The organism is Streptomyces sp. NPDC058662, from assembly GCF_042716255.1.
GTDB lineage: Bacteria > Actinomycetota > Actinomycetes > Streptomycetales > Streptomycetaceae > Streptomyces.
The window spans coordinates 25,813-38,756 of the sequence record NZ_JBHXRU010000038.1 but is presented as its reverse complement, the minus strand read 5'-3'; the positions used below and the strand labels follow the sequence as shown (position 1 = coordinate 38,756).

General features: G+C 73.2%; 11 protein-coding genes. 2 read left to right on the top strand and 9 right to left on the bottom strand.

The window, feature by feature from the left end:
* Positions 1 to 9: 9 nt before the first annotated feature.
* From ACFWUQ_RS16180 to ACFWUQ_RS16155, 6 genes are all read right to left on the bottom strand, one after another.
* Complete coding sequence (locus tag ACFWUQ_RS16180) at positions 10 to 786, bottom strand: SDR family NAD(P)-dependent oxidoreductase (protein ID WP_384538252.1); 777 nt, start codon at positions 784 to 786, stop codon at positions 10 to 12.
* A 31-nt stretch (positions 787 to 817) separates the two neighbouring features.
* Positions 818 to 2,008, bottom strand: coding sequence for an MAB_1171c family putative transporter (locus ACFWUQ_RS16175; RefSeq protein WP_384538250.1), 1,191 nt, complete (start codon positions 2,006 to 2,008; stop codon positions 818 to 820).
* Positions 1,998 to 2,495, bottom strand: a complete 498-nt coding sequence (locus tag ACFWUQ_RS16170) for an ImmA/IrrE family metallo-endopeptidase (protein WP_384538249.1) — start codon at positions 2,493 to 2,495, stop codon at positions 1,998 to 2,000. The genes ACFWUQ_RS16175 and ACFWUQ_RS16170 overlap by 11 nt, the downstream gene beginning before the upstream one ends.
* 322 nt (positions 2,496 to 2,817) lie before the next feature.
* The gene (locus ACFWUQ_RS16165) at positions 2,818 to 5,313 is read right to left on the bottom strand and encodes a Tex family protein (protein ID WP_384538247.1); all 2,496 of its coding nucleotides are present in this window, start codon (positions 5,311 to 5,313) and stop codon (positions 2,818 to 2,820) included.
* 93 nt (positions 5,314 to 5,406) lie between these two features.
* Positions 5,407 to 6,270 carry a hypothetical protein gene (locus tag ACFWUQ_RS16160; protein ID WP_384538246.1) on the bottom strand — a complete coding sequence of 288 codons (864 nt, stop codon included), beginning with the start codon at positions 6,268 to 6,270 and terminating at the stop codon, positions 5,407 to 5,409.
* A 151-nt stretch (positions 6,271 to 6,421) separates the two neighbouring features.
* Complete coding sequence (locus ACFWUQ_RS16155) at positions 6,422 to 6,838, bottom strand: hypothetical protein (protein ID WP_384538244.1); 417 nt, start codon at positions 6,836 to 6,838, stop codon at positions 6,422 to 6,424.
* A 381-nt stretch (positions 6,839 to 7,219) separates the two neighbouring features.
* Here ACFWUQ_RS16155 and ACFWUQ_RS16150 point away from each other — a divergent pair, with 381 nt between their 5' ends.
* On the top strand, positions 7,220 to 8,776 hold the full coding sequence (locus ACFWUQ_RS16150; RefSeq protein ID WP_384538242.1) for a M1 family metallopeptidase: 1,557 nt from the start codon (positions 7,220 to 7,222) through the stop codon (positions 8,774 to 8,776).
* Between the two features lie 5 nt (positions 8,777 to 8,781).
* Here ACFWUQ_RS16150 and ACFWUQ_RS16145 read toward each other — a convergent pair whose 3' ends face one another.
* A complete protein-coding gene (locus ACFWUQ_RS16145; RefSeq protein ID WP_384538240.1) occupies positions 8,782 to 9,717 on the bottom strand; it encodes an oxygenase MpaB family protein in 936 nt (311 codons plus the stop codon).
* Positions 9,718 to 10,051: 334 nt separating this feature from the next.
* Here ACFWUQ_RS16145 and sph point away from each other — a divergent pair, with 334 nt between their 5' ends.
* Positions 10,052 to 11,047: a sphingomyelin phosphodiesterase gene (gene sph / locus ACFWUQ_RS16140; protein ID WP_384538238.1), complete on the top strand. Its 996-nt coding sequence runs from the start codon at positions 10,052 to 10,054 to the stop codon at positions 11,045 to 11,047.
* A gap of 74 nt (positions 11,048 to 11,121) precedes the next feature.
* On the opposite strand, the gene ACFWUQ_RS16135 is transcribed toward sph, so the two are convergent.
* Positions 11,122 to 11,436, bottom strand: coding sequence for a 4a-hydroxytetrahydrobiopterin dehydratase (locus tag ACFWUQ_RS16135; RefSeq protein ID WP_384538236.1), 315 nt, complete (start codon positions 11,434 to 11,436; stop codon positions 11,122 to 11,124).
* A gap of 864 nt (positions 11,437 to 12,300) precedes the next feature.
* Entirely contained in the window at positions 12,301 to 12,834 is a 534-nt protein-coding gene (locus tag ACFWUQ_RS16130; protein ID WP_384538234.1) for a flavoprotein, read from the bottom strand.
* Between the last annotated feature and the right edge of the window lie 110 nt (positions 12,835 to 12,944).

Below are 12,944 nucleotides of genomic sequence, written 5' to 3'. Positions count from 1 at the left end.
CGTACGCGCTCAGTCCCGGCCCGCCGGGGCGCGGCGTTCGCGGGCCATCCTCCGGGCCACGAAGGTCCGCGGCAGGTGGCGGGCCGCCAGGGCGTAGGCCCGGTAGCGCAGGCCCGTCACGCTGACCGGGCGGCGCAGGGCGAGGTCGCGCAGCGCCCGGTCGACCACGTCGTCCGGCTCCAGCCACACCGCGTCGCGCAGCGCGCTGACGTCCATCCCCGCGCGCTCCTGGAACTCGGTGCGGGTGAAACCGGGGACGACCGCCAGCACCCGGACCCCGTACGGCGCCATGTCCACCCGCAGGGACTCGCTGAACGCGGTGACCCAGGCCTTGGCGGCCCCGTACGTCCCGGTCGGCAGCAGGCCTGCCACGGAGGAGACGTTCAGCACCGCGCCCCGGCGCCGCTCGCGCAGGCCCGGCAGGACGGCGTGGGTGAGCCGGAGCGGGACCTTCACCAGGAGGTCGAGCATCCGCTCCTCGTCCTCGACGGGGTTGTAGGGGAAGGGGGCGGGCAGTCCGAACCCGGCGTTGTTGACCAGGACGTCGACGGGCCGGCCCCGGTCGGCGAGGCGCTCGGCGACGGCGGCGAGGTCGGCGGTGTCCAGCAGGTCGGCGGGCAGCACCTCGGCGCGCACGCCGAACTCCCGGCCGAGCCGCTCGGCCACCGCGGCCAGCCGGTCCTCGGAGCGGGCGACCAGGACCAGGTCGCAGCCCTTGGCGGCGAAGCCGCGGGCGAAGGCCTCGCCGAGACCGGCGCTGGCTCCGGTGATCAGTACGGTGGTCAAGAGGGGGTCGCTTCCTCGTGGTGCGGGCAGGTCAGGAACGGGCGGCGGCCGGGGAGGCACCGGCGGCCGGCGAGGCGTACGCCCGGGCGACCTCCACGAGGAACCGGGCCTCGTCCTCCAGGTCCCCGCCCTCCTGGGAGGTCTGGATGGCGGCGGGCAGCTCCAGCGTGCCGGCCTCGCCCGGGTTCCCGGGCAGCCCGGCGAGCTTCGCCCGCCGCGCCTCCTTGAGCACGCGCGCCAGGGCGGCCGCGGTGCGGCGCTCCTCGGGGACCCCGGTACCGGCCAGCCGGGTGCGGGCGAGCGCCAGGTCGCCGGGGGCCACGTACTCGCCGAGGATCATGATCGCGTCGCGTGTCTCGATGACCTTGCGGTACACGAGCAGGTTGCGCGGCACCGGCGGCCACAGCACCTCGACCACCCGGCCGGCGCGCGGCTTGTTGAGCGCCACGTGCGGGACGGCCTGCACCAGGTCGCGCCACAGCGGCCACAGCCGCCAGGCGGTGGTGATGTCGGCGGCCGTGCGCCGGTAGGCGCACAGGGTCGGCACCAGGATCGCGGCCGCGCGCAGCAGGCCGTGCAGGTTCATCAGCAGGGGGAGGGCGGGCATCGCCCAGGTGCTGCCGAAGAGGGCCTTGAGCAGGTAGGCGAGCCAGAACAGGCCGGCCAGCGCGGTACCGAGCCCGAACAGGCGCAGTCCGGCGGCGAGCCCCGGGCTGTCGCTGCGCCGGCTGTAGCGCCAGCACACGTACACGCAGACGGTGTTGGCGATCACGTGGGCGGAGATCAGCACGAGCCAGTACGCGAGGGAGGGGACCGGGTCGCCGACCGGCGGCATGGTGTGCGTGCCGTGGTCGGGGGCGGCGGCGTCGAGGGCGAGGAGCGCGGCCAGCCATCCCGCGGTGGCGGTCCAGGAGGCGAGCTGGAGCCGGCGGCCCCCGGCGGCGGCGGCCACGAAGTAGAGGACGGCGCCCGCCGACAGCACGCCGACGAGGTTGCGGACGAGGCCGACGGCGTGGGAGTGGCCGGGGTCGCGCATCGCGTAGCCGACGACGGCGGGAAGGTTCAGTGTCATCGCTGCGGCGGCGGTCGCCACGGCGAGCCACAGCCCGCGCTGCTGCGGGGAGCGCAGGGCGCCGGGGGCGCGCAGCAGGACGGCGATCCACAGGCACACGACGCTGGGCACCGCGAGCCAGTTGCCGAAGGCGGTGAGGTCAGCTGCCATGACCGCCCCGCTCGTAGCCCATGGCGGACTCCAGTCGCGCCAGGGTGCCGCCCTGCGGGGCGGCGGAGGGGGCGTGCTTCGCCGTGCGGATGCGGATCATGCTGGCGAGCATCTCCGCCTCCTGCTCCTGGCGGGTGGTGTAGTTGGTGCGTCCGAGCACGACCGGGGCGCTGCCGTCCGCCTCCTCGCCCTCCAGCGAGTGGTGGCCGAAGAGGATGTGGCCGAGTTCGTGGAGCACGATGTGCTCCCGGTGCAGCGGAGTGGTCTGCGCCTCGTAGAAGACGTAGTCGACGCTGGCGGTTCCCACCCACAGCCCGCAGACCCCGGACTCCGCCGCTTCCCTGGGGAGCGGGTGCAGGCGGATGGGCCGGCCGCGCTGCTCCGCTATTCGGGTGCAGAGCGCTTCGAGGGAGAACGGATGAGACAGGTCCAGATGGCCGAGAATCTTCTCGCACCTCTTGCGCAGGCTGAGTTGCGGGTGGGGCATGTGATCCCTCTTCGGACCCTTTCGCGGGCAGCGTCGGTAGGCGTGCGGGGGCGTGGGCATGGCGTCCTGTGCCTTCAATGCGGCCTCGGGGATGCGGTCCTGGGAAGAAACGCGGAAGCCCGTCCGCCGGGTGACGAACGGGCGTTCCACCATGCCTACAGATCTTGTACGGGAGTTGGCAAGGTATGTCCCCATGTGGGGTACCTATTCGGCCATTCCGTTCGAAGAAACGCGCGTACGAGGTGGCTGCAAGACCCCCTCCGGGGAAGTGACCGACACCGGGCCGCGCGGCCCGACCGGCAGGATCCCCGGGGGGACGGCCTCAGCGCTTGCGGCGCTCCTCCTTGCCGGTCAGGCCGGCGCGCCGCAGGGCGTCCGCCATCGCGCTGTTGGCCGGGGCCGGCGCGCCGGCCCCGGCGGGGCGCCGGTCCTGGCCGCCGCGCTGGCCGCCCCCTTGGCCCCGGCCGTCGCCCTGGCGGCCGGTCTGACCGCCTGCCTGGCCCTGGCCCCGGCCGCCCTGGGCCGGTGCGCCTTCGCGGGCGCCCCCGCCGCGCTGCTGCGGCGGACGGCCGCCGCCGCGCCGCTCCTGGCGGTCCTCCCGCTGCCGGGGAGCGCCCGCGCCGCGCTCCGCCCCGGCCTCGTCCTCCAGCCGCAGGGTCAGCGAGATCCGCTTGCGCGGGATGTCCACGTCCATGACCTTGACGCGGACGATGTCGCCCGGCTTGACCACGTCGCGCGGGTCCTTGACGAAGCTCTTCGACAGGGCCGAGACGTGGGCCAGCCCGTCCTGGTGGACGCCGATGTCGATGAAGGCGCCGAAGGCGGCGACATTGGTGACCACGCCCTCCAGGACCATCCCCGGGGCCAGGTCGCCGATCTTCTCCACGCCCTCCTTGAAGGTCGCGGTCTTGAAGGCGGGACGCGGGTCGCGGCCCGGCTTCTCCAGCTCGCGCAGGATGTCCGTGACCGTGGGCAGGCCGAAGGACTCGGTGACGAACTGCTCGGGCCGCAGGGAGCGCAGCACGCCGGTGTTGCCGATCAGGGCCGCCACCTCGCCGCCGGCGGTCTTGCCCATGGCCCGGACCACGGGGTACGCCTCGGGGTGCACGGCGGAGGAGTCCAGCGGGTCGTCCCCGCCGCGGATGCGCAGGAAGCCCGCGCACTGCTCGTACGCCTTCGGGCCGAGCCGGGCCACGTCCTTGAGCCCCTTGCGGCTGCGGAAGGGGCCGTTGGCGTCGCGGTGGGCCACGATGTTCTCGGCGAGCCCGCCGCTGATGCCGGAGACCCGCGAGAGCAGCGGCGCCGAGGCGGTGTTGACGTCCACGCCGACGCCGTTCACGCAGTCCTCGACCACCGCGTCGAGTGAGCGCGAGAGCTTCACCTCGGACAGGTCGTGCTGGTACTGGCCGACGCCGATCGACTTCGGGTCGATCTTGACCAGCTCGGCGAGGGGGTCCTGGAGGCGGCGGGCGATGGAGACCGCTCCGCGCAAGGACACGTCCATGCCGGGGAGTTCCTGCGACGCGAAGGCGGAGGCGGAGTACACGGAGGCGCCCGCCTCGGAGACCATCACCTTGGTGAGGTTCAGCTCGGGGTGTCGGGTGATGAGGTCGCCGGCCAGCTTGTCGGTCTCGCGGGAGGCCGTACCGTTGCCGATGGCGACCAGCTCGACGGCGTGCTCCTTCGCGAGGCGGGCCAGCTTGGCGAGGGACTCGTCCCACCGGTTGGCGGGCACGTGCGGGTGGATCACGTCCGTGGCCACCACCTTGCCGGTGGCGTCCACGACGGCGACCTTGACGCCCGTCCGGAAGCCCGGGTCCAAACCGAGGGTGGCCCGGGTGCCCGCGGGCGCCGCGAGCAGCAGGTCGCGCAGGTTCGACGCGAAGACCCGGACGGCCTCGTCCTCCGCGGCCTGGCGCAGCCGGGTGCGCAGGTCGATGCCGAGGTGCACCTGGATCTTCGTGCGCCAGGCCCAGCGGACGGTGTCGGCCAGCCACTTGTCACCGGGGCGGCCCGACTCCGAGGGGGCCGCGATGCCGAAGCGGCGGGCGACCATGCCCTCGTACGTGGACGGGCCGGGGATCTCGCTCGGCTCCTCCGGCTGCAGGACGAGGTCGAGGACCTCCTCCTTCTCGCCGCGCAGCATCGCGAGGACGCGGTGCGAGGGCAGCTCGGTGAACGGCTCGGCGAAGTCGAAGTAGTCGGCGAACTTGGCGCCCGACTCCTCCTTGCCCTCGCGGACCTTCGCGGTGAGCCGGCCCCGTCCCCACATGCGTTCGCGCAGTTCGCCGATCAGGTCGGCGTCCTCGGCGAACCGCTCGGTGAGGACGGCCCGGGCCCCGTCCAGGGCCGCCGCCGCGTCGACGACGCCCTTGTCGGCGTCGACGAACGCGGCGGCCAGGGAGGCCGGTTCGGCCGACGGGTCGGCGAGCAGCGCGTCGGCCAGCGGCTCCAGGCCCGCCTCCCGGGCGATCTGCGCCTTGGTGCGCCGCTTGGGCTTGAAGGGGAGGTAGATGTCCTCCAGCCGGGCCTTGGTGTCGGCCGCGTTGATCCGCGCCTCCAGCGCGGCGTCGAGCCTGCCCTGCTCCCGTACGGAGTCCAGGATCGCCGCGCGCCGGTCCTCCAGCTCCCGCAGGTAGCGCAGCCGCTCCTCCAGGGTGCGCAGCTGGGCGTCGTCGAGCATCTCGGTCGCTTCCTTGCGGTAGCGCGCGATGAACGGCACGGTGGAGCCGCCGTCGAGGAGCTCCACGGCGGCCCTGACCTGCCGCTCCCGTACGCCGAGCTCCTCGGCGATCCTGCCTTCGATGGACGTCGTCACGATCGGGTCCCGCCTGCCTTCGTTTGCACTGGAAGGCTGCCAATTGTGGCAGGTGGCGGTGGCGGACGCGGGAAGCCCTGCCCGGAACCGGCCTCAGGCCCTGCCGCGCAGGTCGGCCGGGAAGGCTCCCGCGGTCACGGCCTTCACCACGAGGGCGCCGCCGAGTTCCGCGAGGCGGGCCACTCCCGCCGCGCCCAGGTGCTCGTAGGGGGCGGAGTCGAGGCGGTCGGTCTCGGTCTCCAGCCGTTCGCGCAGGGCGACGCCCTCCTCGGTCAGCGCCCCCTCGGCGTCGAGCACGCCGCGCCGGCGCAGCCGCTCGGCGGCGTCCTCCAGGTCGGACGTCCGCCAGCCCCGGGTGGCCCTGGTCCACTTCGGGGTCATCCCCTTGCCCGTCGCGGTGTGGCTGACGAGAGCCTCCACCGGGTCCAGGCCGGCGACGAGGAGGGCGGCGAGGTGGCCGTCGCCCCGGTGCTCGCGCAACAGGGTGGCGGCGTGCCACAGCCGCAGGTGCGGGGTCTCGGGGACGGGGAGGTCGGCGTGCGCCGCGTACAGGGGGCGGGCGTGCCGGGTGCAGCCCTCGGCCGCACGTATCGCCAGGTCGGCGGCCTCGGCGAGCTCGGGCGAGGCGATCGTCTCGGCGCCGAGCAGGCGGCGCAGGGTGGCGTCGGCGGCCCGCAGCCGGGCGGCGAGGACCTGCGCGGGGGTGGCGGTGTCCCATACGGCGGGCACGTGCGCGGCGATGTGCTGGTGCGCGTAGTTGTAGAAGGTGGCGGCGACCGTGCCGGCCGTGACCGCGCCCATGGCGGCGGAGCGGCTCGCGAGGTTGACGGCGACCGGGTCGGTGATCCCGAGGGCGGCGAACTCCTTGGCGGTGTCCGGGGAGAAGTAGACCGTGGAGTGCAGCGGGTTGATCGCACCGTGCCAGCAGTGCCGGGCGGCGAGCGGGGGAAGCGTCATGCCCGGCAGGTTACCGACTATTCGGTATGTGGGACAGAGGGGGCCTCCGGGACGCCCGCCGAGGGGCCTTCCGCCGCCGACAGGGGCCTTACCGCCGCCCGCCGCCGGGGCGGAGCGCGGCCCGGCGGGAAGGGCGGCCCGGCGTGTCCGCTCAGCGCCGGCGCCGTCCGAGGGTGGGCAGGCCGCCCGAGTACGGCCGGTACGCGCCGGGGGCCGCGCGCAGCCTTGCCCGCTTCCGGGCCTCGGCCAGGGCGGCGGCGTCCGCCGCGGCCCGCTCGCGTTCGGCGTCCCGGGCGCGGAGTCCGGGCGCCTCCTCGTCGGGGACGATCCGCTTGGGCTCGTAGCCGCCGTGGACGAAGCGCCCCGTCAGCCAGTTCTGCGTCTCCGTCAGGAACGCCGTCCCCCAGGCCTCGTACGTCCGCGCGCTCCCGGTGTCCCCGTCGGCGAGCGCCTCGCGCCGTTTCGCGTCGTAGTGCAGGGCCATCCCGACGCAGAAGGAGTGCCGGCTCTGCCCGATCCAGTCGCTCCCCGAGTACGCGCTGCCCCTGACCGGCTCGTAACTGCCCACGGCACCCCCCGGTGCTGGTCGCCCCCCTGGCGGGGCGCAGGCCGACCACGCTAGGCCCTCAACCGGCGGCGGTGGCCGCGGTGTCACTCGTACGGGTCGGATCCCGGCGTCCGGCTTGCGCGCGCGGCCGTGCGTCGGGCGTGCGGCCGGGCGTGCGGCGGCATCAGGACGATGTTCCGGCCGTGCGCGGGGCGCCGGGTGCCCCGCGCAAACGGGGTGCGAACGGGGCGGAGCAGGACGGACGCACAGGTGGGAGGCCCGGGGCGGGGCATCCGGGCGGGTGATTCTTGCGGCCGGATGGCGATCGTGTGACAGCGGGGGCCATGGACATGACGTGGGCCGCCAGGGGTGAATACGGTCGAACGACGAGACCGTGAACCGATGTGTCTCCCCTACCACTTGGAGCCCTTCGTGCACCGCAAAGTCCTCGCCCCGAGCGTGCTCGCCGCCTCCCTGCTGCTGGTGATCCCGGCGTCGGCGGCGAGTTACGGCCCGGGAGCCCCGGGTATCGGCGATCCCTACTACCCGGCCAGCGGCAACGGCGGATACGACGTCTCGCACTACGACCTGCGCCTGCAGTACCAGCCGAAGACGGACCTGCTCGAAGGCACCGCCACCCTCCTGGCCACCGCCAAGCAGGACCTGTCCCGCTTCAACCTGGACTTCGGCCTGCGGGTCAGCGAGGTCCGGGTGAACGGCGTCAAGGCGGGGTTCGCCGCGACCGGCACGCAGGAGCTGGAGGTCACCCCGGCGAAGCCGCTGGCCCGCAACACCCCGCTCACCGTGGTCGTCAAGTACGCCGGAAAGCCCTCCGAGCTGAAGGTGGACGGCTGGACGGCCTGGCACCGCACGCCCGACGGCGGTGTGGCGGCGCAGGAGCCCGACTCGGCGATCTGGTGGTTCCCGAGCAACGACCACCCGCTCGACAAGGCCACCTTCGACGTGTCGGTGAACGTGCCCGACGGCACCCAGGCCATCAGCAACGGCGTGCTCCAGTCGCAGACCTCCCGCCTCGGCTGGACCCGGTACAACTGGAGGTCCAACAAGCCGCAGGCCACCTACCTCGCCACGCTCGCCGTCGGCCGGTTCGACATCACCACCGACCGGACGGCGAGCGGGCTGCCGATCCTCAACGCCTACAGCAAGGACCTCGGCGACAACGCGGGCGCGGCGCGCGCGAGCGTGGAGCGGACCGGTGAGGTCGCGGAGTGGCTGGAGGGCCTCTTCGGGCCGTACCCCTTCAACGCGCTGGGCGGGTACGTGCCGAACGTGAACGCCGGCTTCGCGCTGGAGACCCAGACCCGCCCGTTCTACGGGCCGCGGCAGTTCCAGAACGGCGCCAACATCTCGGTGGTCGTGCACGAGCTGGCCCACCAGTGGTACGGCGACAGCGTGTCCATCGAGAGCTGGAAGGACATCTGGATCAACGAGGGCTTCGCCCGCTACAGCCAGTGGCTGTGGTCGGAGAAGGAGGGCGAGGGCACGGCGCGGGAGCTGGCCGACTGGGCCTACTCGATCCGCCCGGCCGAGGACCCGTTCTGGCAGGTCAAGCCGGGCGACCCCGGTCCGGACAACCAGTTCCACGGAGCGGTCTACGACCGCGGCGCGATCGCCGTGCAGGCGCTGCGCAACGAGGTCGGCGACGAGGCGTTCTTCCAGATCCTCAAGGGCTGGCCGACCGAGCGCGCGCACGGCAACGCCGAGGTCGGGGACTTCGTCCGCTACGCGGAGAAGATCTCCCGCAAGCCCCTGGCCCAGCTGTTCGAGACCTGGCTGTACACGCCGGGCAAGCCGGCGGCCTCCGCGCTGAACCCGGAGGCCGCGGACCGGGCGGCGGAGCAGCGGCAGCCGTCGGCCCGCTCGCTCCCGGCCGCGCCGCCGGTCGAGCCGAAGTCGTGGAAGAAGATCGCGGAGACGAACGCGATCCACGACCACTGAGCCCGTCAGCGGGCGGCGGCGCGCCATCGGGCGCGCGCCGCCCGCGCGAGCGGCAGGTACCGCAGCCGCTCCGGCAGCAGCGGTACGAGGATCCGCACCGCCGCGCTGAACCACCGGAGCCTGCGCTCCTGGGCGGCGCTCCACTCCAGGCCGATCGCGGCGCGGGCCTCGGGCGGCATGTACCCGACGGTGACGAAGGCCCGCAGGCGCAGGAACCCCGCCCGCAGCGCCGGCCAGGCGAGCCGCACCAGCAGCCGCACGGCCGCCGGGCCGCCCTCGGGTCGGGGCAGCGGCACGTCGGTGGCGACCAGCTCGCGGACGACCTTCGTGGGCCCGATCTCCTCGGCCAGCATGCGGGCCCAGTACGTCCAGTACTCCTCGACGGTCTGCGGCATGTCCCGGTCGTGGAGGCCGAGGATCCGGCCGACCTGGAGCCACTCCTGGTAGAGCCGGCGCTCCTGGGCGGGCGTGAAGCGGCGCAGCAGGTACCGGCCGGCGTACACGTAGACCGGGAAGCCGGTCGCGTGCACCCATGCATAGCAGGCGGGGTCGAGGGAGTGGTAGCGCCGGCCCCGGGTGTCGATCCCCTGGATGTCCTTGTGCAGGCGGCGCACCCGGCGGCCCTCCTCGGCGGCCTCCTCGCCGCCGTAGACCCACAGCTGGGCGGAGCGCAGCGAGCGCTCGCCGCGCCCCCACGGGTCGGTGCGGAAGACCGAGTACTCGTCGACGCCGGCGGCGATCGCGGGGTGCGCGACCTGCATGGTGAAGGCGGCGGGCAGCATCAGGAGCGTTCGGACGTCGCCGGCGATGGTCCACAGCACGCCCCCGGGCGGGGGCGGCTCCGGGTCGGCCCGGCGGCCGCCTGCCGCGCGCGGGCGCCCCTGCGCCGCCTGCGCCGCCTGCGCCGCGGGGTCCTGCGCCGGGTGGTCCGTCGTGCTCATGCGTGCGCCCCCAGGGTGTCGGCCTCGCCGTACTCCCAGTATGACGGCGCTCGCGGTCCTTCCCCCGGGGGCGGCCCGGCCGTGCGCACGCGGCCTCGCTCGGACGCGTATGCGGCCCGTACGCGACCCGCACGCGGCCGCGTTCGCGGACCCGGCCAGGGGCCCGGCGCGGGGCCCGGCCGGAGGACTGATCGGCTCCGTTTTCACCGCCGTACCCGCCCCGCCGTGTTCCGGACAGAAAGTCTTGTCACGGGTGTTACCCAGAGGTAACCGCGGCTGCTTGGATGACGGAGCCGATCTTCCCCGCTCGTCCCGCCGCAACGATGGAGACCTCATGCCGCTCACCACGCACCGCCGTCCCCGGGCCGCCGCCGCGGTCGTCGCGGCGATAGCCGCCGGCGCGCTCGCGGCCACCGCCACGCCCACCGCCGCGGCCGCGGAGTCCGCGGCGCCCCGGCTCAGCGTCCTGTCGTACAACGTCTTCCTGATGAGCAAGAACCTCTACCCGAACTGGGGCCAGGACCACCGCGCGGCGGCGATCCCCCGGGCGCCGTACTACCAGGGACACGACGTGGTCGTGCTCCAGGAGGCCTTCGACAACGGCGCCTCCGACGCGCTGAAGGCCAACTCGGCCGCGCAGTACCCGTACCAGACCCCGGTCATCGGCCGGAGCAGGAGCGGCTGGGACGCCACCGGGGGCGCGTACTCCTCGACCACCCCGGAGGACGGCGGCGTCACGATCCTGAGCAAGTGGCCGATCGTGCGCAAGGAGCAGGTCGTGTTCAAGGACGCCTGCGGCGCCGACTGGTGGTCGAACAAGGGCTTCGCCTACGCGGTGCTCGATGTGAACGGCGCCAGGGTGCACGTGGTCGGCACCCACGCCCAGTCCACCGACCCGGGCTGCGGCGCCGGTGAGGCGGCGGAGATGCGCGCCCGCCAGTTCCGGGCCATCGACGGCTTCCTCGACGGCAAGAACATCCCGGCGAACGAGCAGGTCATCGTGGCCGGGGACCTGAACGTCGACTCGCGCACGCCCGAGTACGCCTCGATGCTCGCCAACGCCGACCTGGCCGGCTCGGACACCCGCACGGGCCACCCGTACTCCTTCGACACCGCGCAGAACTCGATCGCGCGCTACCGCTACCCCACGGACCCGCGCGAGGACCTGGACTACGTCCTCCACCGCAAGGGCCACGCCCGTCCGGCCGCCTGGGAGAACCACGTGGTGAACGAGGTGTCGGCCCCCTGGACGGTCTCCAGCTGGGGCACCTCCTACACCTACACCAACCTCTCCGACCACAACCCCGTAGTGGGCCACCCGGCCCCGTAGACAACCAGGACCGAATAGCACAACGCCCCCTGCCCGCCTTCGGGTTGGGAGGGGGCGCTTTCGTGCGTGCGGGGTCAGTCCAGGGGGATCGCCTGGTGTGCGGCGACGATTTCGTCGATACGGTGCGCGAGGTCGAAGTCGGCTGCGGTCAGTCGGTTACCCGCGTCGTGCGTCGTGATCGACGCCCGCAGGTGATCGATACGCAGGTCGAGGTCCGCGTGGTGCTGGACCCTGCGGGAGCGGTCCGCGATCGTGACTATCGCGGCCACCGCGGCGTGGTAGCGGATCAGATACGTCCGGGCGATCGCCGAGCCGTCCTGCTCCCATCCCGGCAGCGCGGCCAGCCGTTCAGCGATCTGCTCGTGCGTCATCGGCTGCGGTACGCCCATGTCAGCTCCCCTCGGTCACAGGCGCCGGCACCTCGGCGAGGTCCCGGCCTACCGGCGCATCGTGCCACGGCCGCATGGCCCGCTCCAGGGTGGCCAGTTCGCGGCGCGTGCGGGCGGACCCGGTCTCCACCGCGATGACCGCAGCCGAGCGGGCGATGGGGCGGTTCGGCCACCTCCCCGCGCCCTCGCACCGCAGCCTCCACCGCCGTCACGGCCGCCACCGCATGTCGGGCGCGGACGGAGTTCGAGGCCCGCAGGGGCACGATCGGCGCGATCGGCGCGGCCATACTGGCAGTGCTGCCACTGGCAGGGTCAGTCCCGCCACCTGTCCCTGAGCAACCAGGTCAGTCGCTCCGTGAAGTGGTGCCGCCAGAGCCACCAGGGAAGCCGCCGGTGGGCGACGAAGGACCACAGGTCATCATCGGCTTCGTTGCCACGTGGGCAACCGCGGAGGAGATCGAGACATCGTCGATCAACGGTTCGATGCAGACGGGCGACGTGGGCCAGAGCAACGACACCTTGGCGGCGGACCTCCGGGTCCTCCGCCTCCAGTGCCTTGGCGACTCGGAGCAGAATCGCGTCCGCGTCCGCATGATTGAGAGCGAGCGCGATGACAGACACCCGACGAGCGACTCGTCCCGGCCGAACGCGGCATCGACCTCCTCGGGCTGTTCGGTCCAGCGCAGTGTGGAGCCGTCCTGCCAGTTCAGGGCAGGTGCCGGATCGACAGGGCCACTTTCATCCGGGATCACGGCCCGACCCTACCGAGCCGCACCTGCAGGAATTCTCGATATACGAACTGAGCCCGCGCACACCCGACCCACGACGCCTGCAACGCCCTCATCACGAAATGCGCCTGGAGTACTAGCCGACGAGTCGGTCAACGGAGTCGAGCGCCAGCGCCCATGGGTACGGGCGCTTCTCGCCGGGCGCGTTCGGCTCGAAGCCACTCTCGCCGTACAGCACCTCCACACCCATGTCCCGCAGCTCTTGCAAGGACCGGTCAAGGGCTCGATGTCGGGCATAGGCCGAGTTCACACAGGGCATCACGGCCATCGGGATCTCCTTACCGATGGCCTCGGCGACGACGCCCACGACGAACCGGTCAGTGAGGCCCAGCGCCCACGCGTTGACCGTGTTGAAGGTGGCCGGGGCCACTAGGATCGCGTCCGCCTTGGGCCATACGTCGGAGTCTCCGGGCCGCTTGTAGCGGCTACGGACCGGGTGCCCGGTCAGTGCGGTCAGACCGGACAGGCTGTCTTCCAACCAGTCGGCAGCTGTGGGCGTCAGCCCAAGGCACACGTCCCAGCCACGGCGCTGCGCCTCTGCCACCACACCAGCGACCTCGAAGACGGGCGGCGCGGCCGAGCAGAGCAGGTACAACGTCCTCGTCGTCATGGCACCTGAGCCTATGCAACCGCTCCCGATCCGCGCGGAGTCGGGGCGAAGGCAGACCGAGCGCATTGTGCGCGGTACCGTCCATGATGACGAGTCGTGGACGGAGACCG